General features: G+C 65.9%; 23 protein-coding genes. 6 read left to right on the forward strand and 17 right to left on the reverse strand.

Going from position 1 to position 24,531, the window contains the following annotated elements:
* Nucleotides 1–20 precede the first annotated feature (20 nt).
* From JQ633_RS24295 to JQ633_RS24315, 5 genes are all read right to left on the reverse strand, one after another.
* The gene (locus tag JQ633_RS24295; RefSeq protein WP_211987623.1) at nucleotides 21–1,190 is read right to left on the reverse strand and encodes an IS481 family transposase; all 1,170 of its coding nucleotides are present in this window, start codon (nucleotides 1,188–1,190) and stop codon (nucleotides 21–23) included.
* A 378-nt stretch (nucleotides 1,191–1,568) separates the two neighbouring features.
* The gene (locus JQ633_RS24300; protein ID WP_211987624.1) at nucleotides 1,569–2,267 is read right to left on the reverse strand and encodes an ABC transporter ATP-binding protein; all 699 of its coding nucleotides are present in this window, start codon (nucleotides 2,265–2,267) and stop codon (nucleotides 1,569–1,571) included.
* The gene (locus JQ633_RS24305) at nucleotides 2,264–4,105 is read right to left on the reverse strand and encodes a branched-chain amino acid ABC transporter ATP-binding protein/permease (protein WP_211987625.1); all 1,842 of its coding nucleotides are present in this window, start codon (nucleotides 4,103–4,105) and stop codon (nucleotides 2,264–2,266) included. Before JQ633_RS24305 ends, JQ633_RS24300 begins: the two co-directional genes overlap by 4 nt.
* Nucleotides 4,106–4,115: 10 nt before the next feature.
* Nucleotides 4,116–4,991 carry a branched-chain amino acid ABC transporter permease gene (locus tag JQ633_RS24310; RefSeq protein ID WP_211987626.1) on the reverse strand — a complete coding sequence of 292 codons (876 nt, stop codon included), beginning with the start codon at nucleotides 4,989–4,991 and terminating at the stop codon, nucleotides 4,116–4,118.
* A gap of 127 nt (nucleotides 4,992–5,118) precedes the next feature.
* Nucleotides 5,119–6,474 (reverse strand): substrate-binding protein, encoded by a 1,356-nt coding sequence (locus JQ633_RS24315; protein WP_211987627.1) that lies wholly within the window; start codon nucleotides 6,472–6,474, stop codon nucleotides 5,119–5,121.
* Between the two features lie 240 nt (nucleotides 6,475–6,714).
* On the opposite strand from JQ633_RS24315, the gene JQ633_RS24320 reads away from it, so the two are divergent.
* Both JQ633_RS24320 and JQ633_RS24325 read left to right on the forward strand, forming a co-directional pair.
* On the forward strand, nucleotides 6,715–7,200 hold the full coding sequence (locus JQ633_RS24320) for a hypothetical protein (RefSeq protein WP_249159616.1): 486 nt from the start codon (nucleotides 6,715–6,717) through the stop codon (nucleotides 7,198–7,200).
* A gap of 155 nt (nucleotides 7,201–7,355) precedes the next feature.
* Nucleotides 7,356–7,799: a MarR family winged helix-turn-helix transcriptional regulator gene (locus JQ633_RS24325; protein WP_249159617.1), complete on the forward strand. Its 444-nt coding sequence runs from the start codon at nucleotides 7,356–7,358 to the stop codon at nucleotides 7,797–7,799.
* A 6-nt stretch (nucleotides 7,800–7,805) separates the two neighbouring features.
* Here the strand turns inward: JQ633_RS24325 and prfA are convergent, their stop codons facing one another.
* From prfA to JQ633_RS24340, 3 genes are all read right to left on the reverse strand, one after another.
* Nucleotides 7,806–8,885 carry a peptide chain release factor 1 gene (gene prfA / locus JQ633_RS24330; protein WP_211987629.1) on the reverse strand — a complete coding sequence of 360 codons (1,080 nt, stop codon included), beginning with the start codon at nucleotides 8,883–8,885 and terminating at the stop codon, nucleotides 7,806–7,808.
* A gap of 57 nt (nucleotides 8,886–8,942) precedes the next feature.
* A complete protein-coding gene (ptsP, locus tag JQ633_RS24335; protein ID WP_211987630.1) occupies nucleotides 8,943–11,210 on the reverse strand; it encodes a phosphoenolpyruvate--protein phosphotransferase in 2,268 nt (755 codons plus the stop codon).
* 455 nt (nucleotides 11,211–11,665) lie between these two features.
* A complete protein-coding gene (locus JQ633_RS24340; RefSeq protein WP_211987631.1) occupies nucleotides 11,666–12,922 on the reverse strand; it encodes an aspartate kinase in 1,257 nt (418 codons plus the stop codon).
* 187 nt (nucleotides 12,923–13,109) lie between these two features.
* Between JQ633_RS24340 and JQ633_RS24345 the strand changes: the two genes are divergently transcribed.
* The 3 genes from JQ633_RS24345 to JQ633_RS24355 all read left to right on the forward strand — a co-directional run bounded on the left by JQ633_RS24345 (nucleotide 13,110) and on the right by JQ633_RS24355 (nucleotide 15,497).
* Nucleotides 13,110–13,577, forward strand: a complete 468-nt coding sequence (locus JQ633_RS24345) for a PH domain-containing protein (protein ID WP_211987632.1) — start codon at nucleotides 13,110–13,112, stop codon at nucleotides 13,575–13,577.
* 15 nt (nucleotides 13,578–13,592) lie between these two features.
* Complete coding sequence (ubiG, locus tag JQ633_RS24350) at nucleotides 13,593–14,351, forward strand: bifunctional 2-polyprenyl-6-hydroxyphenol methylase/3-demethylubiquinol 3-O-methyltransferase UbiG (protein WP_211987633.1); 759 nt, start codon at nucleotides 13,593–13,595, stop codon at nucleotides 14,349–14,351.
* Nucleotides 14,352–14,597: 246 nt separating this feature from the next.
* Nucleotides 14,598–15,497, forward strand: coding sequence for a DMT family transporter (locus JQ633_RS24355; protein ID WP_211987934.1), 900 nt, complete (start codon nucleotides 14,598–14,600; stop codon nucleotides 15,495–15,497).
* A gap of 2 nt (nucleotides 15,498–15,499) precedes the next feature.
* On the opposite strand, the gene JQ633_RS24360 is transcribed toward JQ633_RS24355, so the two are convergent.
* The 5 genes from JQ633_RS24360 to JQ633_RS24380 form a co-directional block, all read right to left on the reverse strand.
* The gene (locus JQ633_RS24360) at nucleotides 15,500–15,940 is read right to left on the reverse strand and encodes an EamA family transporter (RefSeq protein ID WP_211987634.1); all 441 of its coding nucleotides are present in this window, start codon (nucleotides 15,938–15,940) and stop codon (nucleotides 15,500–15,502) included.
* A 127-nt stretch (nucleotides 15,941–16,067) separates the two neighbouring features.
* Complete coding sequence (locus JQ633_RS24365; RefSeq protein WP_211987635.1) at nucleotides 16,068–16,550, reverse strand: DUF1178 family protein; 483 nt, start codon at nucleotides 16,548–16,550, stop codon at nucleotides 16,068–16,070.
* Nucleotides 16,547–17,425, reverse strand: a complete 879-nt coding sequence (locus JQ633_RS24370; RefSeq protein ID WP_211987636.1) for a carbon-nitrogen hydrolase family protein — start codon at nucleotides 17,423–17,425, stop codon at nucleotides 16,547–16,549. Before JQ633_RS24370 ends, JQ633_RS24365 begins: the two co-directional genes overlap by 4 nt.
* The gene (grxC, locus tag JQ633_RS24375; RefSeq protein WP_211987637.1) at nucleotides 17,425–17,697 is read right to left on the reverse strand and encodes a glutaredoxin 3; all 273 of its coding nucleotides are present in this window, start codon (nucleotides 17,695–17,697) and stop codon (nucleotides 17,425–17,427) included. Before grxC ends, JQ633_RS24370 begins: the two co-directional genes overlap by 1 nt.
* A 28-nt stretch (nucleotides 17,698–17,725) precedes the next feature.
* Nucleotides 17,726–18,535, reverse strand: coding sequence for a ComF family protein (locus JQ633_RS24380; protein WP_211987638.1), 810 nt, complete (start codon nucleotides 18,533–18,535; stop codon nucleotides 17,726–17,728).
* A 77-nt stretch (nucleotides 18,536–18,612) separates the two neighbouring features.
* On the opposite strand from JQ633_RS24380, the gene JQ633_RS24385 reads away from it, so the two are divergent.
* A complete protein-coding gene (locus tag JQ633_RS24385; RefSeq protein ID WP_211987639.1) occupies nucleotides 18,613–19,455 on the forward strand; it encodes a methyltransferase domain-containing protein in 843 nt (280 codons plus the stop codon).
* 368 nt (nucleotides 19,456–19,823) lie between these two features.
* On the opposite strand, the gene JQ633_RS24390 is transcribed toward JQ633_RS24385, so the two are convergent.
* The 4 genes from JQ633_RS24390 to JQ633_RS24405 form a co-directional block, all read right to left on the reverse strand.
* Nucleotides 19,824–20,234, reverse strand: a complete 411-nt coding sequence (locus JQ633_RS24390) for a (deoxy)nucleoside triphosphate pyrophosphohydrolase (RefSeq protein ID WP_211987640.1) — start codon at nucleotides 20,232–20,234, stop codon at nucleotides 19,824–19,826.
* Nucleotides 20,235–20,413: 179 nt separating this feature from the next.
* Nucleotides 20,414–21,514 (reverse strand): FG-GAP repeat domain-containing protein, encoded by a 1,101-nt coding sequence (locus tag JQ633_RS24395; RefSeq protein WP_211987641.1) that lies wholly within the window; start codon nucleotides 21,512–21,514, stop codon nucleotides 20,414–20,416.
* A gap of 337 nt (nucleotides 21,515–21,851) precedes the next feature.
* Nucleotides 21,852–23,093 carry a bifunctional glutamate N-acetyltransferase/amino-acid acetyltransferase ArgJ gene (argJ, locus tag JQ633_RS24400; protein WP_211987642.1) on the reverse strand — a complete coding sequence of 414 codons (1,242 nt, stop codon included), beginning with the start codon at nucleotides 23,091–23,093 and terminating at the stop codon, nucleotides 21,852–21,854.
* 376 nt (nucleotides 23,094–23,469) lie between these two features.
* Nucleotides 23,470–24,411, reverse strand: coding sequence for a peptidylprolyl isomerase (locus tag JQ633_RS24405; protein WP_211987643.1), 942 nt, complete (start codon nucleotides 24,409–24,411; stop codon nucleotides 23,470–23,472).
* Between the last annotated feature and the right edge of the window lie 120 nt (nucleotides 24,412–24,531).

The raw sequence follows: 24,531 nt of genomic DNA on the forward strand, positions 1-24,531 counted from the left end.
GTCATCGCCCGGCTTGATGTTCAGCCCGGGGACATGACCGACGGGTGTTCGGGGACATAGCCGACACTTGTTCCGCTTACCAAGTCGATGATAGCGACTTGGTAAGCGGCAAAAAAGACCCCGTATTTGGCGCTGTTCGCCGAGGGGCGGATGGCAAGACGCTCACCGCAGAAGGCCTGCGGCACTTTCCAAAGACATCCCTTGAAGCTGACATAGGCCTTGGTGGTGGGGACGCGGCGTACGATCTCGTGGCTATCGTATTCGACCTCGGGCAATCGATCGGGCATTGATCGCTGGCTCGGCCGATATCGACTGGCCGGGACCTGTTGTCCAAGCGCCTCATGCGGCCGTTCGAAGTTGTAGACTTCCCGCCAAGCGTCGAACGCGAGCTGTGTTTCCGCCAGGTCACGGAAGTGCCGCAGCGCGAAGACCTCGGCTGCGAGCGTGCGGTGGAACCGCTCATTCTTGCCACGGCTTTGCGGGTGATATGGGCGGCTGTGGATGACGGCGATGCCAAGCTTGAGCAGCCACACCGAGAACCGCGTCCATCGCTCGCCGGAAGGATCACCCCAGGGTGAACCGTTGTCGACGAAGAAGGCCTCCGGGAGGCCGTAATGGCGAAAGGTGCTCTCCAGGCGATTACGCACGGTATCTGTGCGTTGATCGGCGCAGGCCTGCAGGCACAGATCATAGCGGGAGTGATCGTCCACCACCGTCAGAGGATGGCATTGGGTATCATTGCCGAGCCGAACCCAGCCTTTGAAGTCCATCTGCCACAACAGATTGGGGGCCGGCATCTCGAAGCGCTGGCTGGCCACCGCGCCGCCGATCGCAGGCTTGACGCGGCCAGACCGATGCAAGATCTGATGAACTGTTGAGACCGCCGGCGAACGAAAGCCATCGCGCTCCAGACAGCGAGCGATCTTGCGAGCTCCCCATGCCGGGTGAGCATCGCGTACAGCCAGAATGCGCGCCTCGAGTTCGCAACCGGTCCGTCCCGGGCTCGAATGCGGTCGCCGCGAGAGGTCGTCAACATTCTTGTCGGCCTGCCATCGCGCGAGCCATTTGTAGCCCGTGTCAGGATGAATATTGAACCGCCGACAGAGCTCTCGCCGGTTCGCTCCCTCCTGCACCGCAAGCCGAACGAACTCCCGCCGCTGATCCATCACCGACACCTCTCGCCAGGGCATGGAATTGGCCTCCCAAAATGCCAAATCCCTGCACTATGAAGTGTCGGCTATGTCCCCGAACACCCGTCGGTCATGTCCCCGGGCTGAACACTTGACCGGGCGATCCAGTACGCCGGGGCCTATCGGCTCAACGATGACTGTCTCTGGAATACTGGATCACCCGGTCGAGCCGGGTGATGACACCGAATGGTGTGGCGAGCGATGCCACACATTCGCTGTCGTCCCTACGAAAGCCGGCGTCCCCACCCACCGCCGTCGTCACCCGGCTCGACCGGGTGATCCAGTACGCCGGGGCCTATCGGCTCAACGATGACTGCCTCTGGAATACTGGATCACCGGGTCGAGCCGGGTGATGACACCGCGTTGTGTGGTGGCGCCCTACACCCCGAGATAGCGCTGCAGCACTTCGGGCTGGGCCTTGATCTCCTGCGCCGGGCCCTCGTGAACGATGTGGCCGTTGTTGATGATGTAGATGCGCTGGGCGAGGGCGAGGGTCGCGGCGAGGTTCTGCTCGACCAGCACGATGGTCTGGCCGGCCTCGGCGAGGTCGCGGCACGCCTTCATCAGGTCGCGCACGATCACCGGCGCGAGGCCCTCGAACGGCTCGTCGAGCAGGATGATCTTGGGGTCGCGCACCAGCGCGCGGGCGATCGCCAGCATCTGCTGTTCGCCGCCGGAGAGATCGGTACCGCGATTGGCGCGGCGTTCGCGCAGCCGCGGGAACATCTCGTAGATGCGATCGAGCGGCCAGCGCTTCGAGGCGGTCAGGCCGGCGATCACGAGGTTCTCCTCGACGCTGAGGCTGCCGAAGATGCGGCGCTCCTCATGGACCAGCTGCATGCCGGCCTGTGCGATCTTGTGGCTCTTCTTGCCTGATATCTCGGCGCCGTCGAACAGCACCGAGCCGCGACGCGGCGTCACCACGCCCATCAGGCTTTTCAGCGTCGTGCTCTTGCCGGCGCCGTTGCGACCCAGCAGCGCCACCACCTCGTTGCGCTCGACGCGCAGCGAGACGTCGAACAGGATGTGGGAATCCCCGTAATAGCTGTTCAGTCCGTTGACTTCGAGCAGGCTCATGCGGCGAGCACTCCATGCACGCCGCCGAGATAGGCTTCCTGGACGGTCGAGTTGTTCTTGATCTCTTCGGGCGTTCCCTCGACCAGCACCCGGCCTTCCTGCAGCACGGTGACGCGCTCGGCGAGCTCGAACAGCGCATCCATGTCGTGGTCGATGATGATCATGGTGCGGCCCTGGCTGATCGACTTCAGCAGCTTCACGGTCTCGACCCGCTCGCGCGGGCTCATGCCGGCGAGCGGCTCGTCGAGCAGCAACAGGCTCGGCGAGGTCGCCAGCGCCAGCCCGATCTCGAGCCGGCGCTTCTCCCCATAGGCGAGCTCGGCAACCGGCGTATCGGTCCGGCGGGTGAGGTTGACCAGCGCCAGCGTATGCTCGACGCGCTCGGCAAGGCCCGGAATGCTCTCGATGCTGCGGAACAGGTCGAGCTTGAATTTTCCGCGCAACCCGGAGAGCGCGGCGATCACCAGGTTCTCGCGCACGGTGAGCCCGGCGAACAGCTGGTTGACCTGATAGCTCTTGGTCAGGCCGAGCTGGCAGACATCGGTGACGTTCATCCCGGTGATGTCGCGGCCCTCGAAGGTGATGCTGCCCGAGGTCGGGTGAACCTCGCAGGTCAGCATCTTGAAGAAGGTCGACTTGCCGGCGCCGTTCGGGCCGATGATGCCGCGCAGTTCGCCGTGATTGACCGTGAAGTCGATGTCGCTGTTGGCGAGCAGGCCGCCATAGCGCTTGGTCAGGCCCTTGGCTTGCAGGATCGGGCCCGAGGGCCTGTCGTCGGGACGGTGCGGGGCCGGCATCGGGGCGGCGGCGATCTCGCTGCCGATCTCCGGCTGCGGCTCGCTTTCCTCGGGCTCCTTGGCCGTACGTTGTCCGGTCAGGAGCCCGTAGAGGTCGACGAGGCCGCCGATGATGCCGCGGCGCAGGAAGCAGACCAGCAGCACGAACACGACGCCGAGCACCAGCTTCCAGGCGGCGCCGAGCCCGAGCGCGGCCTGCAGGAAGTCCTGCAGCGAGAGCCAGACCGCGGCGCCGACCAGCGGCCCGAACAGCGTGCCGCGGCCGCCGATCGCGGTCTGCATCACGAGCTGGCCGGACGTATCGAACATGAAGGCATCGGGCGGCATGAAGGCCTGCAGCACGCCGAGCAGCCCGCCGGCAAAGCCGGCATAAGCGGCGGCAATCACGAATGCGGTCAGCTTGTAGCCGTGGATGTTGTGGCCGACCGCGGTCGCGCGCAGCGGATTGTCGCGGATGGCGCTGAAGATCGCGCCGACCGGCGAGCGCACGATGCGCAGCGCGATGACGACGCCGAGGAAGTAGCAGAACGCAATGAACTGGTAGAGCGACCAGCCGGTGGTGAAATGCAGCGCGGCGAAGCCGAGATCGATACTCGGCGTCGGCACGCCCGGCAGCCCGTTCTCGCCGCCGGTGAAATCCGACAGCGGATTGAACTCGACGAAGAAGAACACTTCGGCGATCGCGACCGTGATCATGGCGAAGTAGATGCCGGTGCGGCGCAGCGCGATCAGGCCGATCAGATAGCCGGTCGCCGCCGCCGCGATCATGCCGATGATCAGCGCCAGGATGACGTTCGGGAAGCCGGCACGGGTCAACAGGTACGCGGCGACGAAGCCGCCGGTGCCGTAGAACGCCGACTGGCCGAACGACAACAGTCCGGTGAAGCCGAACAGGATGTCGAAGCCGAGCCCGAACAGGCCCCAGACCAGGATGCGGTTGACCGTGTTGGGCGCAAATCCCAGCAGCGGCAGCACGAACGGCGCGGCGATCAGCGCGGCGGCCGTGAGGATTTCGATCAGGTATCGGCGCTTGGTCAGCATTGCAAATCCGTCATTCACGGCCCTGCGTGCCGAGCAGGCCGTGCGGCCGCAGCACCAGTACGAGCGTCATGGCCACGAACAGCATCACGTAGGCGTAGCCGGGGTTGAACATCGATGTGATGCTGATGATCTCGCCGGCGATCAGGCCGCCGAGGATGGCGCCGGGAAACGAGCCGACGCCGCCGATCACCACCACCACGAAGGTCTGGACCAGGATGTCGTCGCCGACGCCGGGGGTCAGCGACACCACCGGCGCGTTGACGATGCCGGCGAAGCCCGCCGCCATCGCGCCGATGCCGAACACGATCATGAAGACGCGATAGACGTTGATGCCGAGCGAATCGACCATCACCGAATCCTCGATGCCGGCGCGCACGATCATGCCGAGCCGGGTGCGGTACAGCACCAGGAACAGCCCGCCGAGCGCGACCGCGACGATGCCGACGACGGCGAGGCGGTAGGTCGGATAGAACAGGAAGCCGAGCGAGGTGATGCCCTGCAGCATCGCCGGCGGCGGCACCATCTGCGACTGGCTGCCGAACGCCAGCCGGATGATCTCGACGAAGCAGATGCCGAGGCCGAACGTCACCAGCAGCTGGTCCTCGTGCGGGCGGTGATAGAAATGGCGGATGATGATGCGCTCCATCGCGATGCCGAGCAGCATCACGAACAGCGATCCGCCGATCACCGCGAGGACGAACGAGCCGGTGTAGCTGTAGGTCAGATAGCCGGCGTAACCGCCGATCATGAACATGGCGCCGTGGGCGAGGTTGAGCACCCCAAGCGTGCCGTAGATGATCGTCAGTCCGGAAGAGATCAGCGCCAGCAGCGCGCCGAGCGCCAGCCCGTTGAACAGTTGCGAGACGAAATTTGGCCAGTTGATCATGGCGACGGTTCACATCTCCCGTTCAATGACGGCGCATCGTTGCAAAAAGCTGAAATACGTATTTCGACACAAAGCGGCGCCGCGCAGCGGGTCGCCCCGCCCGCGGCGCCGAGTTGCCCACGCTTGATCAGGTGTAGTCGCCGGGATGGCAGCCGAACGCGTCCGGCTTCTGCATCAGCCCTTCGCCGGGGACGATTTCGACAACGTCGTAATAGTCCTCCTTGTTCTTCATCTCCTTCTCGAGCTTGCCGCGGACGATGATGACGGGGCGGACGGCCTGGTGATCCTCGGCGCGATAGTGCACGTCGCCGACCAGCGACGGCACCGTCTCGCCCTTCTCATAGGCCTTGATCACGTCGGGCGGATAGAAGCTGCCGGCCGCCTCGACCATGCGGGCCCAGTGCGCGAAGCTGACATAGGCGTTCTCGGCGCCCCATTCCGGCTTGTAGCCGTACTTCTTCTCGAAGGCCTCGTTGAACATCTTGGCCAGCGGATACTTGTCCTCGATCGTCCACCAATAGTCGGTCGCGGCATAGACGCCCTGCATCAGGCCGCCGGTCTCGCGGGCGATGAACGGCACCTGGTAGGGCACCACCAGCTTCATCTTGTCGAGCACGCCGAACTGCTTGGCCTGCTGCGTCGACAGCACCGCGTCGTGGCCCCAGTTGACGTTGATCAGCACGTCGGCGCCGGAGTTGGCGACGTTGAGCAGGTACGACGAATAGTCGGGCGCGCCGAGCGGCGAGACCTGGTTGGTGACCGTGGTCCAGCCCGCTTGAGCGAGGAAGTCCTGCATCGACTTGGTGACGGTGTGGCCGTAGGTGTAGTCCGGCGTCAGGTAGGCGGCCTTCTTGTTCTTGCCGAACTCCTTGATCATGACAGGCGCGATCGCGGCGGCGGCGGTCTGGCCGAAGAAGTTCTGGCGGAAGCCGTACCGCACGCAGTCCTTGCCGGTGGTGTCGTTGGAGCCGGAGATGCCGCAGACGAAGATCACCTTCTCGCGCTGCGCCAGCTTGTTGAGCGCGACCGCGACCGCGCTCGAGGTGCCGCCGGTGATCATGACGGCCTTGTTCTCGCTGATGAAGCGCTGCTGCGCCTGCACGGCCTCGTTCGGCTTGGCCGCGGAATCCGCGACGCCGAACTTCAATTCCTTGCCGAGCACGCCCTTGGAGGTCTTCGGCGAGATCTTCTTGATCAGGTCGTGGCCGCTGTTGATGTGCTCGATCGCGAGCTGATAGCCCTTCAGTTCGTCCTCGCCCTGCACCGCGTAGGTGCCGGTGCGCGGCACCGAGATGCCGATGAAGACGGAGGAGCCGGACGAGCCGGCGGGATAGGTGCCGATCGCGGCATGATCCTCGGCCCATGCCGACGACGACATCGAGGCCGGCAGCACCGAGCCGCCGATCAGGCCCGCGCCGGCCTGCAACAGTGTGCGGCGCGAAACGTTCAGTGATCTGCCCGGCCGAAGGTCCTTGGTGCTCATCGCTCAGTATCCTCCCAATAAAGATTGTTGGCGCGCACGGATCATCCGCCGCCGAATCGGTGCGATCGGTCGCGAGTGCGCGGGCTGCGCTGCGACAGCCTGTCGCCGCTACAATTCCCCACCGGCACTTTAAGTCAATGTCACTTTCGTCGAATCATATCGGCCTACGATATGATTAATATCGAGACACGATACATCGACGGGTTTACCGCACGGGTGCCGGTTGTGTAGTGAGGGGCGATGACCGAGGACGATTCAGCTCGGGGGAAAGGACCCGACCAGAGCGCTGCGACGCAGGGCGCCGCCGCGCAGCCGTGCCATCTGAGCGTTCGCGCGCTCAACGTGCTGAAGGAGCTCGCGGCCGAGCTGCTCGACGAGGTACCGCCGAAGGCCGGCTGGGAGCCGCCCGATGAATTGCTGCGCCGGCTGACCGCCCGGCATCTTGCTACCGCGCGCAATTGCGGTCGGCAGACCGCGCGCGAGATCCTCGATTGGGCTGATGCGCGCGGCATCACGATCCCCGCGCCGCATCATACCGGCAAGTCGCTGTCGGAAGTGTGGGGCAGCCTGATCGACCGCGCCTCCGCCGGGCGTCTCACCAGGGACGAGATCACCGAGGCGCTGGAAAAATCCATCCGCCGCCGCAGCCCGCGGATACCGGTCGCCTTCCAGATCGTCCTGCTGAAGATTCTGAGCTCGGGCTACGACCAGCTGCCCCCGCCGTGATTTTCGGCTGCGACACTCGGCCCGTTGAAAACGCGCGCGCGGCGGTATCCTGAGGTGGTTCACGTTCCGGGGGCTTGGTAGATGTCGTCCGCGTCCGCCGTGTAGCGGATCGCGATCGCAGGGACCGCTGAATGCCTCAACCAAGACCGCGACGTATGCCGGCCGGAACCACCAGGCGTGGTGCGGCGGGTTATGTCGACTATGAGGCGCTGGCCCGCTTCCGCTACCAGCTGCGGACGTTTCTCGCCTTCAGCGAGGAGGCGGCGAAGCAGGCCGGATTGACCCCGCAGCAGCACCAGGCGCTGCTCGGCATCAAGGGCTTCGTCCAGCCGGGCCCCGCCACCGTCGGCGATATCGCGCGGTTTCTCCTGATCCGGCATCACTCGGCGGTCGAGCTGGTCAATCGCATGGTGAAGCTCGGGCTGATCGGCCGGGTCGCCGATCCCGAGGATGCGCGGCGCGTTCAGCTCAAGCTGACGGCGAAGGGCGAGCAGAAGCTGCAGGCGCTCTCGAAGAAGAACATCGAGGAACTGCGCCGCGCCGCCAGCCCCGCGCTGCGCCGTCTGCTGAAATCATCGCCGCAGCCGGGCGACGCCTAGGATTACTTACGCCGCGGCGCCCTGTGCGGCGAGCTGTGCGGCCTGGTGCTCGGTGGTCAGCGCATCGATCAATTCGCCGAGCGCTTCGCCCGCAATCACCTGCGGCAGCTTGTAGAGCGTCAAATTGATGCGGTGGTCGGTGACGCGTCCCTGCGGGAAATTGTAGGTGCGGATGCGCTCGCTGCGGTCGCCGGAGCCGACCTTCTCCTTGCGGTCGGCGGAGCGCGCGGCCTCGACGCGCTGGCGCTCGGCGTCATAGATGCGCGAGCGCAGGATGTTCATCGCGGAGGCGCGGTTTTTGTGCTGCGAGCGGCTGTCCTGCATCATCACCACGATGCCGGTCGGGATATGGGTGATGCGGATCGCCGATTCCGTCTTGTTGACGTGCTGGCCGCCGGCGCCGCCCGCGCGCATGGTCTCGATCCGAAGGTCCGTGTCCTTGATGTCGACGTCGACATCCTCGACCTCCGGCAGCACGGCGACCGTCGCGGCCGAGGTGTGGATGCGGCCCTGCGTTTCGGTGTCGGGCACGCGCTGCACGCGATGCACGCCGGATTCGAATTTCAGTTTTGCGAAGGCGCCGCGGCCCTGCACCTCGGCGATGATTTCCTTGAAGCCGCCGACGGTGCCTTCGCTGGCCGAGATCACCTCGACCTTCCAGCCCTGCAAGGATGCGAACCGCTCATACATCCGGAACAGATCGCCGGCGAACAGCGAGGCCTCGTCGCCGCCGGTGCCGGCGCGGATTTCCAGCACCACGTTGCGGTCGTCCATCGCGTCCTTGGGCAGCAGCGCGACGCGGATTTTCTGCTCGAGCTCGCCGATGCGGGCCTGCAGCGTTTCCAGCTCGGCCTCCGCCATGGCACGCATCTCGGGATCTTCGGCTGCGTCGGCGAGCAGCGCCTCGGCGCCGGCGAGCTCGGTCCGGGTCGACCGATAGGCCTTCACCGCATCGATCAGCGGATTGAGCTCGGCGAGCTCGCGCGTGATCTGCACATAGCGGTCGGAGTTCACCTGTCCGAGCAGCTCGGCCTCAAGCGAGGCGTGATGGGCGAGCAGGATGTCGAGTTTGGCTTCGGGTAGCATGGCGAGGTCTCGAAATTGCGTCGGGCACGAAGGGCGGAGCAAGCGACGGCAGCGTCGCTACAAGGCCAGCCCCTCGGTCTCGGCGAATTTCGTCAGCGCCTCGCGGATCGACACGCTGCCGGACGGCTTGTCCAGCAGCGGATTGATCATCGCCTCGGCCTTTTTGGCGTCGAGGTCGAGGATCATCGCCTTGACCGGGCCGTGCGCGGTCGCGGACAATGAAAGAGACCGGTAGCCGAGCGAGATCAGCGCCAGCGCGCCGATCGGCTTCGAGGCCATCTCGCCGCACAGCGAGGCGGCCTTCTTCGCGGCCTTGGCCTTGCGCACGATGTCGCGCAGCGCGCGCAGGATCGGCGTCGACAGGATGTCGAAGCGCTCCGACACCTTGGCATTGCCGCGGTCGACCGCGAACAGGAACTGGAACAGGTCGTTGGAGCCGACCGAGACGAAGTCGACCCGCTTCAAGAGCTCGTCGAGCTGGTAGAGCAGGGCGGGCACTTCGACCATGGTGCCGACATCGATGCGCTCGGGCAGCGCGTGGCCATGCTGGCGCAGGTAGGTGAGTTCGCGCTCGACGATCGCCTTGGCCTGGTCGTATTCGGCGACGTCGGAGATCATCGGGAACATGATCTTCAGCGCGCGGCCGCCGCCGGCGCGCAGCAGCGCGCGGATCTGGCCGCGCAGCAGGCCCGGACGGTCGAGGCCGAGCCGGATCGCGCGCCAGCCGAGCGCCGGATTCTCCTCGATCACGGTCTCCATATAGGGCAGCGCCTTGTCGCCGCCGATGTCGAGCGTGCGGAAGGTGACAGGCTTGCTGCCGGCGGCATCGAGCACGGTGCGGTAGAGCGCGAGCTGGTCGGTCGAGCGCGGCAGGCTCGGGCTCACCATGAACTGCAGCTCGGTGCGGAACAGGCCGATGCCGGCGCTGCCGGTGTCGTCGATATGCGGCAGGTCGATGGTCAGGCCGGCATTGATCAGCAGCTCGATCGGCTGGCCGTCTTTGGTGACGCAGGGCTTGTCGCGCAGCGCGGAATATTGCGCCTGCCGCCGGGCGCGGAAGCGCACGCGTTCGGCATAGGCGGATTCGATCTCGGCGGACGGGCGCACGTAGATCTCGCCCGAGATGCCGTCGACGATGATGGCATCGCCCGGATCGGCGATGCCCGGCGCGTTCGGCACCTCGCCGACCGCTGGGATGCCGAGCGCGCGCGCCACGATCGAGACGTGCGAATTCGCGGTGCCTTCCTCCAGCACGAGGCCGCGCAGCCGCTTGCGGTCGTAGTCGAGCAGCGCCGCCGGGCCCATCGCGCGGGCGATCAGGATGGCGTTGTCGGGCAGCTGCTCGCGTGACGGCGCATGGTCCTGGCCGACCAGCTGCCGCATCAGGCGGTGGCCGAGATCCTCGAGGTCGTGCAGGCGGTCGCGCAGATACGGATCGGTCGAGCGCAGCATGCGCGCGCGGGTGTCGGACTGCACGCGCTCGACGGCGGCCTCGGCGGTGAGGCCGGTGGCGACCGCCTCGTGCAGCTTGTGCGACCAGCCCTGGTCGTTGGCGAACATGCGGTAGGCTTCCAGCACCTCGCGGTGCTCGCCGCCCTCGGCGACGTCGCCGCGCTCCAGCAGGCGGTCGAGGTCGGCGCGCAGGTTGGCCAGCGCCGCGTCGAGCCGCTTCAGCTCCTTGGGCAGGTCCTCGGCGATGTAATTGGTGATGACGACGCGCGGCTCGTGCAGCACGACATGGCCGAGCGCGATGCCGTCGGACAGCACCGCGCCGGTCTTGTGCATCGAGTGCCGTGCCGCCGGCTCGGCGCCGGGCTGCGCCAGTGCCGCCAACTCGCCGGAGGCGATCATCTCCGCCAGCACCATGGCGGTGGTCTGCAGCGCCTCGACCTCTTCCTCGACATAGGTGCGCTTGGCGCGGTTCTGCACCACCAGCACGCCGAGCGTGTTGCCGGCGCGCAGGATCGGCACGCCGAGGAACGAGTGGTAGATTTCTTCGCCGGTCTCCGGGCGGTAGGAGAAGGCCGGATGGCTTTGCGCGTCGGAGAGGTTCAGCGGCGTTGCCTCGCTGGCGACGAGGCCGACCAGGCCCTCATGCGCGCTCAGCACGGTGCGGTGCACGGCGTCGCGGTTCAGACCTTCGGTGGCGTACAGCTCGAGCGTGTTGTCAACGCGCAGCACATAGGTCGAGCAGACCTCGGCCACCATGTTGGCCGCGATCAGCACCACGATCTTGTCGAGCCGCTCCTGCGCGGAGACCTGCTCCGCCATGGTTTCCCGGAGCCGTCTCAACAGGACGCGGGGGCCTCCCGACGCGCTCCGCATAGGCCTCAATCCCTCCCCATGAAGACCAGCACGCCGGGTCGCCGGCCGCTGGCGCAAAACTGGTCAAAACCAACAATTCTAGTCATTCGGCGTTGCCGCGAGCGCACGTCCCCGCCGAATCGGCATCGCCAAAACTGTGACACAGTTTGCGGCAGCCCGCCTGACTGGCCGTATAGCCAATCGAGGCTCGCTTTGCCAAGCAAAACGCCTGCCAGTAGCAAATAACGTCTGCGTCAGCCCAATGCTGCGCCCGCTAAGAGAAATTCTAACTCCGGGGTACCGGGTGCAGGAGGGCGACGTCCCGATCGTGGCCTGCGCGCTCTCTCCCCTCGTCATTCCGGGGCAGCCCGCAGGGCTGAACCCGGAATCCATTTCACCGCAGAACCTGCGGTCCAATGGATTCCCGGTTCTCGCTTCGCGAGCCCCGGAATGACGGCGGAGAGGCTTTGGCGCGTCTACGCCTGATCCAGCCCGTACAGCGTGTGCAACGTGCGCACCGCGAGCTCGGTGTAGGCGGCGTCGATCAGCACCGAGAACTTGATCTCGGAGGTGGTGATGGCGCGGATGTTGATGTTGCGCTCGGCCAGCGCCTTGAAGGCCTTGGCGGCGACGCCGGCATGGCTGCGCATGCCGCTGCCGATCACCGACACCTTGGCGACGTCGGTCTCGGTGTCGAGCCGGGCGTAACCGATCTTGGCCTTGGCCGCAGTGATCGTATCCTTGGCGCGGTTATAGTCGGTGGCCGGAACGGTGAAGGTGAGGTCGGTGGTCTTGCCGTCCTCCGACACGTTCTGCACGATCATGTCGACATTGATGTTGGCGTCCGCGAGCGGTCCGAAGATCGAAGCCGCAACCCCTGGCTTGTCCTCGATCTGGCGCACGGAAATCTGGGCCTCGTCCTTGGAGAAGGCGATGCCGGTGACGACGTGCATTTCCATGATTTCCTCCTCGCTGCAGATCAGCGTGCCCGGCGGCTGGTTGGCGTGCGGGTCGATATCCTCAGGCTTGTCGAAGCTGGAGCGCACGAAGATCGGCATGTTGTGCACCATGCCGAGTTCCACCGAGCGGACCTGCAGCACCTTGGCGCCCTGCGAGGCCAGCTCCAGCATGTCCTCGAACGCGATCTTGTCGAGCCGGCGCGCCTTCGGCACCACGCGGGGATCGGTGGTGTAGACGCCGTCGACGTCGGTGTAGATGTCGCAGCGGTCGGCGCGCAGCGCGGCGGCGATCGCCACGGCCGAGGTGTCGGAGCCGCCGCGGCCGAGCGTGGTGATGCGGCCGGTCTGCGGGTTGATGCCCTGGAAGCCGGCGATGACGGCGACTTCCTTGCGCTCCTTGAAGCGGGTCAGGATCTCGCCGCCGTCGATCTCGAGGATGCGCGCCGAGGCATGCGCGTCGGAGGTCTTGATCGGGATCTGCCAGCCCTGCCAGGAGCGCGCCTGGATGCCGAGGCCCTGCAGCACGATCGCGAGCAGGCCCGAAGTGACCTGTTCGCCTGAGGCGACGACGGCGTCATATTCGCGCGCGTCGTGCATCGGCGAAGCATCGGTGCACCAGGCGACCAGCTCGTTGGTCTTGCCGGACATCGCGGAGACGACGACGGCAACCTCGTGGCCCGCGTCGACCTCGCGCTTCACATGCTGCGCGACATTGCGGATACGATCGATATTGGCGACGGACGTACCGCCGAATTTCATCACGAGGCGGCCCATGACGACGCGTCTGTTCCTTTAAGAGGATAAGTAGGTTAACCCACGCCGAAAACCGCAAGCGCGGGCACCGAAAGGCGCGTATACATAGCGCCGCGCCCGGGGGCAAGGTGGTTCCTGGGGGTGTTTTGGGGGCGTTTTTGCCGGTTGCGGCCCGTCTGTGGCGCAGAGGTAACTCGAGGCGGATTGGATGGGACGTTACATCGACGAAATCCTGCAGCCCGGCGAGAAGGTGCTCTATTCCACCAACGCGCACTGGATGTTCTACCTGCCGGCGATCGGGGCATGGATCCTGGTCGCGGTGCTGCTGATCCTGTGGCGCCTGGTGACGGTCGATGCCATAGGTCTGGTTTGCCTCGCGGCGGCCGCCGTGGTGGCGGTCGCGGCAGTGTTCTGGACCATCAAGGGCTGGTTCCACCGGCTCACCACCGAGACCGACGTCACCAACCTGCGCGTTGTCCACAAGACCGGCTTCATCACCCGCAAGACATTCGAGATGAGCCTCGACAAGGTCGAGAGCGTCGACGTCTATCAGAGCATCATGGGACGTATTCTCAACTACGGCGATGTGACGATCTCTGGCGTCGGCGAGGGCAAGCAGAAGATCGCGACCATCGCCTCGCCGTTGGCATTCCGCAGTTCGATCACCGCGCGATAGGGGCGCGCGCAAATCATGGCCATGCAGACAAGTCTTTCCTCATCCACCGCCAGCTCGGTCGATCCGGCCGAGATCGCGAAGTTCTCCAAACTGTCCGACGAATGGTGGGATCCGCACGGCAAGATGGCGCCGCTGCACAAGATCAATCCGCTGCGCCTGAGCTATATCCGCGACGCCGCCTGCCGCAAATTCGAGCGCAACGCAAAGAGCCTCGGCTGCCTGTCGGGGTTGCGCCTGCTCGACATCGGCTGCGGCGCCGGGCTGTTGTGCGAGCCGATGACCAGGCTCGGTGCCCAGGTGATCGGGGTCGATCCGTCGGCCACCAACATCGCGGCGGCGAAGCTGCACGCGGAGAAGGGACATCTGTCGATCGACTACCGCTGCACCACCATCGAGGAGATGGACCCGCGCGAGCGCTTCGACATCGTGCTGGCGATGGAGGTGGTCGAGCATGTCGTCGATGTCGGCGCCTTCCTCAAGCGCTGCGCGGCGATGCTCAAGCCCGGCGGCCTGATGGTGGTCTCGACCTTGAACCGCAACTGGAAGAGTTTTGCGCTCGCCATCGTCGGCGCCGAATACGTGCTGCGCTGGCTGCCGCGCGGCACCCACGAGTGGAACAAGTTCGTCACCCCCGCCGAACTCGAGCGCTACCTCGGCGACCTCAACCTCACCATCACCGAACAGGCCGGCGTGGTCTACAACCCGCTCGCCGACAAATGGAGCGTCTCGTCCGACATGGACGTGAACTACATGGTGGTGGCGGAGGAGGTGTAGCCCTCACCTTTCCGCGCGTTTCGCTCGTCGAATTTACGGACCTGCGTAGCCCGGATGGAGCGCAGCGTAATCCGGGACAGGTCGATCCACGGTTAGGGCTGTCCCGGATTGCGCTTCGCTTCATCCGGGCTACGGGAATTTGCGGTGCCGTCGCAAGCCAGTCATGCGCTGACTTGGTTTGACCGCGTCGGCAACAAGCTGCACGGTGCCGCCATACTCCTGCCCGGCACGCTTTCCTTATCCCTCATGTTCAGCACCGCCTCGCTCTGGATTCCCTTCACCATCGCCGCCGCGTTCGGGCAGGTCGCGCGCAATGCGATGCAGCGGCATTTGACCGGGCCGCTCGGGACCTGGGGTGCGACCAACATTCGCTTCCTGTTCGGGCTGCCGTTCTCGGTGGTGTTCTTCGCGCTCGCCCTGATCGCGACCGGCGATCGGCTGCCGTGGCCGTCGAGCGTGTTCTGGCCGTGGCTGCTGACCGGCGCGTTGACACAGATCGCCGGCACCGGCCTGATGCTGCTGGCGATGAACGACCGCTCCTTCGTGGTCACCACGGCCTACATGAAGACCGAGGCGATCCAGACCGCGATCTTCGGCTTCATCTTCCTCGGCGACCATCTGACCGCTGCGAAAGTGGCCGCGATCGTGATCGCAACCGTCGGCGTCGTCATCACTGCGCTGCGGCCCGGCGGCCGGAAGAGCTATGCCGACCTGCGCCCGACCGTGCTCGGCCTCGGCGCCGCCGCGGTTTTCGCGATCTCGGCGGTGAGCTTTCGCGGCGCGATCATCGCGGTGCCCGGCGTCTCATTCGTCACGGCGGCGTCCTACACGCTGGTGTGGAGTCTCCTCGTGCAGACGCTGATCCTGTCGGTCTATCTGCTGGTCCGCGCGCCCGACGTGCTGCGGAAAATCCTCGGCCTGTGGCGTCCCTCGATGTTCGCCGGCTTCATGGGCGCGTTCTCGTCGCAGTTCTGGTTCTTGGCGTTCGCGCTCACTGCGGCGGCCAATGTCCGTACGCTGGCGCTGATCGAGGTGCTGTTCGCGCAGGGCGTGGCGTATTTCTCGCTCAAGCAGCCGTTCTCGCTGCGTGAGTTGGTCGGCATCGTCCTGATCGTGATCGGCGTCGCGCTGCTGATCGCCGCCTGAAGTTATCCCTTCGCCGCGATCAGCACGGCGCCTGCGGAGATCAGCGCGATGCCGATCCAGCCATAGGCCGAGGGCCGTTCGCCGAGGAAGACCACGCCGAACAACGCCACCAGCACCACGCTCAGCTTGTCGATCGGCGCGACCAGCGTCGCCGGCCCGAGCTTCAACGCGCGGAAATAGCAGATCCACGACGCGCCGGTGCCGAGCCCGGACAGCAGCAGGAACAGCCAGCTCCGCGCCGAGATCGGCCCGGACTGGGCGAACTGACCGGTCGCGAACAGGATCGCCGACAGCGTGATCAGCACGATCACGGTGCGGATCAGCGTCGCGAGATCGGAATTGATGCCCTCGACGCCGACCTTGGCGAAGATCGCGGTCAGCGCCGCGAAGATGGCGGAGAGGAAGGCCCAGGCCTGCCAGGAGGAGAAGGTGTCCGGAGGCATATCACTCTCTTTCCGTCATTCCGGGGCTCGCGAAGCGAGAGCCCGGAATCCATCGGGCGGCGGGTCATGCGGTTGAATGGATTCCGGGCTCGCGCTACGCGCGCCCCGGAATGACGAGGTGAATGCCCTAGTTCCGGTCTTCCGGCAGCGTCGGCAGTGGCGAGACCTCGACGCCCTCGTCGATCAGCGCGCGGGCCTCGTCGGGCGAGGCTTCGCCGTAGATCGGCCGATGCTCGATGTCGCCGTAATGCATCTTGCGCGCTTCGTTGGGGAAACGGTCGCCGACATTGTCGGCGTTCTTGACGATGTGGTCGCGCAGTTCCTTCAGCTTGGCGCGCAGCTCGCGCTCCTGCGCCATCATCAGCGAGGTCGATTCGTTCGGCGCAGCTTCCGAAGGGGCGGCGGCCGGGGCCGGCGCAGGCTGAGCCGCCGGCTCGCGGCCCTTCTTGCCGACGATGCGCGGCGCCATGATCGCGCGCTCCACCTTGTTCGAGCCGCAGGACGGGCAATCGATCAGGTGACGCCGCTCCTGCGATTCGTACGCCGACGAGCTCTGGAACCAGCTTTCGAACTGGTGGCCTTGCTCGCAGCGCAGGGTATAGCGGATCATGCCGAGCCCCGGACGAGGTGGAGATGCTCGGGGCCGGCCTTGGGATCGGCGATGCCGAAGCGGCGGCCATGCTGCAGCGAAGGGATGGTTTTCCGCGCGGTCTCGACCTTGGCGGTGTCGATCTCGGCCAGGAACACGCCGGGCTCGACGCCGCCCTCGGCGATGATCTCGCCCCAGGGATCGACGATCAGCGAATGCCCGAAGGTCTCGCGCTTGTTCTCGTGCAGGCCGGCCTGCGCGGCGGCGAACACGAAGCAGCCGGTCTCGATGGCGCGGGCGCGCAGCAGCGTGTGCCAGTGCGCCTCGCCGGTCTTGCGGGTGAAGGCGGAGGGCACGGTGAGGAACGAGGCGCCGGCCTCGGCCAGCGCGCGGTAAAGCGCCGGGAAGCGCACGTCGTAGCAGATCGTCAGGCCGATCCGGCCCCACGGCAGGTCGGAGATCACGGCGGTCTCGCCCGGCTGGTAGTTGGCCGATTCGCGATAGCTCTCGCCGCCGGGCAGATCGATGTCGAACATGTGGATCTTGTCGTAGCTCGCGAGCAGATTGCCCTCGGGCCCGATCAGGAACGAACGGTTCACCGCCTTCTCGGGCGAGTAGCGCAGCGCCAGCGAGCCGATATGCAGGTGGATCTTCAATTCCGCGGCGAGCGCGCGATAGGCCTGCAGCGACTTGTCGTCCTCTTCGCTCGCCAGATGCTCGAACAGCGCCTTGCGGTTCAGCTGCATCATGTTGCTGACTTCGGGCGTCTGCACGTAGTTGGCGCCCTGCGCCGCGGCCTCGCGGATCAGCGCCATGCCCTGTTCCAGGCTCGGCTCGGGCAGCAGCGAGGTGCGCATCTGCACCATCGCGGCGATGAAGGTGGTGGTGTCGGCCATCAGGCGCCGCCTCCGTTCGCGAGCAGACCGTCGAGCTTGCCTTCGCGGTCGAGCGCGTAGAGCTCGTCGCAGCCGCCAACATGGGTCTTGCCGATGAAGATCTGCGGGAAGGTCGAGCCGGCTCCGGCCCGGTTGTACATCTCGTCGCGATAGGCCGGGTTGCTGGCGACGCTGAGCTCGGTGAACTCGGCATTCTTGCGCGTCAGCAGCGATTTGGCCGCGCTGCAATAACCGCAGCCCGGGCGGGTGTAGATTTCAATGGCAGCGGTCATGGTGCGCTCGGTTGACAGAAGTTCCGGATTATATGGGAGCGCGGTGGGTATCGACAACCCGGGCAAACACCAGCACGTCGACCTGCGCCGCCTTGGCACGCAGCAGCGCCCGCGCGCAGGCATCCACGGTGGCGCCCGAGGTCAGGACGTCGTCGACCAGGATGACCCGGCGGCCCTGGATGTCAGCCTTGCGTTCATCGGCGACCCCGAATGCGCCCTGGACATTGCTGGCGCGGTCCTTGCGCGACAGTCCGATCTGCTGCTCGGTGGCGCGGATGCGCCGCAGCGCCTCGGAGGCCATTTTGACGCCGCTTTGGCGCGAGATCACCTTGGCGAGCGCGCCGGACTGGTTGTAACGCCGGCTCCAGCCGCGCCGCCAGTGCAGCGGAACCGGAACCAGGACATCGGCTTCATCAAGCAATTCCTTCCCCGCCCGTGCCATCCAGCGGCCCATGGTCGGCGCCAGGTCGGTGCGATCCTGGTATTTCAATGCATGCACCAGCGTGCGTGCGACGTCGTCATAGCGCACCGCGGCGCGGGCCCGCTGATACGCCGGCGGATTGGCGATCGCCTCCATCGACAGCAACTCCGGCCCGGGGTCGTAGACGAAGGGAATGCCGAGCCGCGGGCAGTAAGGCGGCGCGATGAACGACAGCTTGGCCCAGCATTCCGCGCAGACGCCCTCGCCGTGCACCGGCTCGCGGCAGGCGACGCACAGCGTCGGCAGCGCGATGTCGAGCGCCAGCCGCGCGGTGTGCATCCACGCGCCGCCGACCGCGCCGAGTGCGCGGTGCAGATGGCTTGCAAGGGTGGGGCGCGGTGATGCCTCGGCGTCCATGGCGATCAGGCTAGCGTCTGAACTGCACCGGCTCAAGCCGCATTGCCTGCGGCGGCAGTCCGTCGTAACCAGCCGCCATGGCCTCGAACCCGCCTGCTGCTCCCATCCTGTTCGATCGCGCGCTGCTTGGCGTGCGGCTTGCGCGTGCGCAGCGTGAGGGCGCGGCGACGTTCCTGCTCGATCGTACCGCCGAGGACATGGTCGATCGTCTGCAGGCGGTGTCGCGCAGCTTCACTGCGGCGGCTGACGTCTGGACGCCGGGCGCCGGACTTGTGGAGGCGTTGCACGGGCGGGTCGGGTCGGTTGAAACGGTTGCTTTCACGGATTCGGAATCGCTTGCGCTGCTGCCAGAGTCGCTCGACCTCGCCGTCTCCGCGCTCGCCTTCCAGTTCGTCAACGATCTGCCTGGTGTCCTTGCACAGATTCGCCGCGCGCTGAAGCCGGACGGGCTGCTGCTCGCGGCGATGCTCGGCGGCGATACGCTGACCGAGCTGCGGCAGAGCTTTGCCGCGGCGGAAGCCGAATGCGAGGGCGGGGCCTCGCCGCGCGTCGCGCCGTTCGCCGATCTGCGCGACATCGGCGCGCTGTTGCAGCGGGCGGGTTTTGCGCTGCCGGTCACCGACGTCGATCGTGTGGTCGTGCGCTATGCCAGCGCCTTCGCGCTGATGCAGGATTTGAGGCGCATGGGCGCCACCAATGTGCTGCGCGAGCGCCGCCACACCCCGACGCGCCGCGCCACCATGCTGCGCATGGCCGAGATCTACGGCGAGCGCTTCGCCGATCCCGACGGCCGCATCCGCGCCACCTTCGACATCGTCTGGCTGTCCGGCTGGGCGCCGCATGAAAGCCAGCCGAAGCCGCTGAAGCCGGGTTCGGCGAAAGCGAGCTTGGAGGCGGCGGTGAAGGGAAGCAAGCGTTAGGGAGGCGCTGCCGGACTCCCTCTCCCGCTCGCGGGGGAGGGTTGGGGTGGGGGTCTCTCTACGAGAGAGATCGCGGAAATAGCCCCCATTCGGATCACATCTGCGATGCGATCCGGCCTCCCCCGCAAGCGGGAGAGGCGACGGAGCCGGCGGACAAACCGCGCCGTTCACATGCGATAGCCCTGTCCTTGGAGAAGGCCTGAGGGGAGGGTGCGCATGATTTCGGAATATTGGAAATATACTCGTGAGTTGCCCGACGTGTCAAGCGGGCTCGCTGAACGCCGGTCGGCCGCCGGCTACTTTGCATGGGGTTGTTCTTCGACATTTGGCACCGAGCCCTCCCGCGCAAGCTGGAGAGGCACGGCAGGTCACAGCAACAGATCAATCAGATGTGGCAGCAGCGGAATATCCGCCGGCGGCATCGGGTAGTCGCGCAGCTTGTTGGCGCGCACCCAGGCCAGCGTCTGGCCCTCGCGGGCCACCGCGATGCCTTCCCAGCGGCGGCAGATGTAGAGCGGCATCAACAGATGGAAGGTCTCGTAGGCGTGGCTGGCGAAGGTCAGCGGCGCGAGACAGGGCTCGCTCACGGTGATGCCGATCTCCTCATGCAACTCGCGGATCAGCGTCTGTTCCGGCCGCTCGCCGGGCTCGATCTTGCCGCCGGGGAATTCCCACAGGCCGGCCAGCGTCTTGCCTTCGGGGCGCTGCGCCAGCAGCACCCGCTTGTCGGCATCGACCAGCGCGCAGGCGGCGACCAGGATCAATTTGATATCGGCCATGCGGCGTGGGCGTCCTTGCGATTGTAATCGGCAAGCCTTCATTAACCAGCAACACGCTCGCAGCCAAACGATTTATCTCCGCGCGGCGGCGCCGCTCAAATATCTGTTCTTCGTATCCCACGGTGTCGCCGACGAACCGAACACCGGCAATCGTCGCCGATGCGCGCATCTCGGCTAGGCTACACCGCGATGTGCCATTCCGCCGGCACCACGCCGGCGGCAGCGACGATGTGGGCGCCGCCGATCTGGCCGTTATCCCAGATCGACACCGCGCCGTTGTCGTTGTGCCAGAGGATGTCGGTGCGGCCGTTGCCGTCATAGTCGCCGGTGTCGGCGATGTGCCAGTCGTTGCCGACGACACCGGCACCGGCGACGACATGAGCGCCGCCGATCTGGCCGTTATTCCAGATCGACACCGCGCCATTGTCGTTGCGCCAGAGAATGTCGTCGTGGTGATCGCCGTTGAAGTCGCCGGTGCCGACGATATGCCAGTCATTGCCGACGAGGCCGGCGGCGGCGACGATATGGGCGTGGTTGATCTGCCCGTCATCCCAGATCGACACCGCGCCGTTGGCGTTGCGCCAGAGGATATCGCTGGTGCCGTTGCCGTCAAAATCGCCGACGCCTGCGATCTGCCAGCCGGCCGGCACCACGCCGGCGGCGGCGACGATGTGCGCGCTGCTGAGCTGGCCGCTATCCCAGATCGACACCGCGCCGTTGTCGTCGTGCCACAGGATATCGCTCTTGCCGTCGCCGTTGAAATCGCCGGTGCCGGCGATGTGCCATTCCGCCGGGATCACGCCGAAGCTCTGCGTGAAGCTGATCGACGGGTAGCTGATCATCAGCGAGCCGTCATCATTGCGCCAGAGGATGTCGCTGCTGTGGTTGCCGTCGAAATCGCCCGAGCCGGCGATCTGCCAGCTGTTCGGCACGACGCCTGGATAAAAGGTGATGTGCGCGTTGCCGATCTGGCCGCTGTTCCACAGCGACGCCGCGCTGGTGGCATCGTTGCGCCAGAGGATGTCGTCGTGGCCGTCTCCGGTAAAGTCGTCCCGCGGCGGAAGGATCACGACCGGTGGCGGGGGTGGCGCGATCGGGCCGTCGTCCGTGCTCGCGGCATCGTGCGATGTGGTGTCGAGCGCAACGATCATGGGTGCAGCCGGCAGGACGACCTCGAAGACCGGCAGAAACATGCCTTCGCTCGCGAAACCGGTCTGCGACTGCGGATCGTAGCTCTGGACTTCAAGGCTGCCGCTCGCATCGAAAGGCGATATCGTCATCGTCAATGCTCCAATCGAAATCGACGGGTCTTGATGGAATCGGTCGGCCGCAACCGGATCGAACGCCGGCTGGCGAGAAGAGGCAGGGATCGCGTCGCGCGCGAACCGTATCACCTGAACTCGCGATACGGGAGGGGTGATCGATTGCTAAATATTTCTGGTTGTGTGACCGGCTGCGTGATGTGCCGGCCTACGAAATGTGAACTGGGCACTGCTGAGCAGATCGACACCGCACCATTGTCGTTGCGTCAGAGAATGTCGGCCGAAGGGGGACGGTGATGGATTGTGCGCAGCGCTGATTACGTCATTGCGAGCGAGGCCCGCAATGACGGATCAGCTACGAGCGGTAGTCGCCGTTGATCGCGACGTATTCCTTGGTGAGGTCGCAGGTCAGCACGCGGTCGCGGCCCTTGCCGAGGCCGAGGGCGACCTTGATCTGGATCTTCGGGGCCTTCATCGCCTCCGATACTTCCTTCTCGTCGTAGGACGGATCGCGCGCGCCGCTCTTGGCGACGCGGATGCCGTTGAAGGAGATCGACAGCTTGTCGCGGTTGGCGGGTTCGCCGGCCTTACCGACCGCCATCACGACGCGCCCCCAATTGGCGTCCTCGCCGGCGATCGCGGTCTTGACCAGCGGCGAATTGGCGATCGACATCGCGATCTTGCGCGCCGACGGTTTCGTCGTCGCGCCCTCGACCACGACCTCGACCAGCTTGCGCGCGCCTTCGCCGTCGCGCGCCACCTGCTCGGAGAGATCGGCGAGGATCTGCTGGAACGCCTTCGCGAACGCCTTCAGGCGCGGGTCGCTGGCGCGCGAGATCTTTGGCGCGCCGTTGGCGGCCGCAGCGCCGGTGGCGAATGCCAGCAGCGTGTCCGAGGTCGAGGTGTCGCCGTCGATGGTCAGCGCATTGAAGGTGTCCTCGACGCCGGTCTTGAGCAGCGACTGCAGCACCGCGGCCGACAGCGGCGCGTCGGTGAAGATGAAGGACAGCATGGTCGCCATGTCGGGCATGATCATGCCGGCGCCTTTCGCCATGCCGTTGATCGTCACCTTGGCCTTGCCGAGCTTCACGGTCGCGGTCGCAACCTTCGGGAAGGTGTCGGTGGTCATGATCGCCTTCGCCGCGTCCATCCAGTGGTCGGGCGCGGCCGTCTCGGCGAGCTGCGCCAGCACGCCGTCGAACTTGGTGGCATCGAGCGGCTCGCCGATCACGCCGGTCGAGGCGAGGAAGATCTCACCGGTCGCGCAGCCGGCCGCCTTCGCGGCGATCTGCGCGGTCAGCGCCGTGGACGCCTTGCCGGTCTTGCCGGTGAAGGCGTTGGCGTTGCCGGAATTGACCACCAGCGCGCGGGCTTGTCCGCCCTTCAGCTTGGCGCGGCACCATTCGACCGGCGCCGACGGGCATTTCGACTTGGTGAAGACGCCGGCCACGGTGGTGCCCTTGTCGAGCAGCGCCAGCAGCACGTCGGTGCGGTTCTTGTAGCGGATGCCGGCGGCCGCGGTCGCAAGCCGCACACCCCCGATCGCGGGCATCTCGGGGACGTCAGTCGGGGCGAGGGGGGAAACGGCGGTGGACATCGGGGAGCTTCCGGCTACGGGGAGGGAAGCGCTGCATATCATCTCGCTCGCCGAAACGGGAGAGGGTGGTGCCATACATAACGCCGTCGTCCCGGCGAAGGCCGGGACCCATACTCCGCAGCAGCGGTTATCCTGCAGCGGCAGCAGTTTCTTGAACAATTGATGACGGTGGTTATGGGTCCCGGCCTTCGCCGGGACGACGCTGTGGAGCATGGGTGCCGCGAAGCACAATCCGGAGCTCTGCAACCGCGGAGGGGCCTCACCCCGGATTTCGCTTCGCTTCATCCGGGCTACACATTCAGCCCGAAACGCCGCCGCAAAAAGCAAATGGCCGGGACATGCCCGGCCATCGCAACTGCATTGATATGCGCGGCGCTTACTTCTTCGCCGGGGGCGCCATCTTGTTGTCGGCCGGCTTCGGCGCGTCCTTGGCGGCGTCGGCCGGCGGGGTGGCGGCCTTGGCCGCATCGTCGGTCTTGTCCATGCGCTCGACCTTGGCGGCCTCGCGCAGCTTGGAGACGTAGTCGGCCTGCGCCTTGCGCGTCACATAGGTCTCGATCTGGGCCTTCACCTGCGCGAAGTCCGGCGCCTTGCGGTTGCGCTTTTCCTCGACCTTGATGATGTGCCAGCCGAACTGCGACTTGACCGGATCGGAGATCTTGCCCGGCTCGAGCGAGAAGGCGACCGCGGAGAATTCCGGCACCATCTGCTCCTTGGTGAAGAAGCCGAGATCGCCGCCGTCGGCAGCGCCCGGATCCTTGGACTTCTTCTTGGCGAGTTCGGCGAAATCTGCGCCCTTGTCGAGTTCGGCCTTGACCGCCTTGGCCTCGTCCTCGGTCTCGACCAGGATGTGGCGGGCGCGCACTTCCTGCTCGCCGGTGATCTGCTTGGCGGCCTCGTCATAGACCTTCTTCATCGCGTCGTCGGTGGTCGCAGCCTTGCCCTCGCTGGCGAGCAGGCTGTCCATCAGCAGGCGGTTGCGGGTGAACGCGAGACGCTTCTTGAACTCGTCGCTGTTCTCGACCTTCTTGTCCTCGGCGGCCTTGGACACGATCTTCATGTCGATCAGGAACGACAGCACGTTGTCCTTCTTGGTCGCCGGGTCCATTTGCGCGAGGCTCGGGCCCAGCTCTTCCTCGGCGAGGGCGACGTCGCTGGCCCTGATCTCGGAACCGTTCACCTTCGCGAGCACCGGGTCGGATTCCGCGGCGCGGACCGGCAGGCCGGCGGCCAGGACTGCGACAAGACAGCCCGTCGCGGCCAGGGTGGCGAGGCCGAGGCGCAGGCCGGTTTTGGTATCCGGAGGCGAGGTGGTCATGGAAAATCCTTAGGGTCCAAGAGGTGGGAAGGCTTTGAGCGGGGCGGACACTCGCCCAATCGCGCGGCCATGACAACGCGAAAGTGTTGTCAAAATGATGAATTCCTTGACATCTTGGCC

This window comes from Bradyrhizobium tropiciagri, assembly GCF_018130505.1.
In the GTDB taxonomy this organism is placed as follows: domain Bacteria; phylum Pseudomonadota; class Alphaproteobacteria; order Rhizobiales; family Xanthobacteraceae; genus Bradyrhizobium; species Bradyrhizobium tropiciagri_B.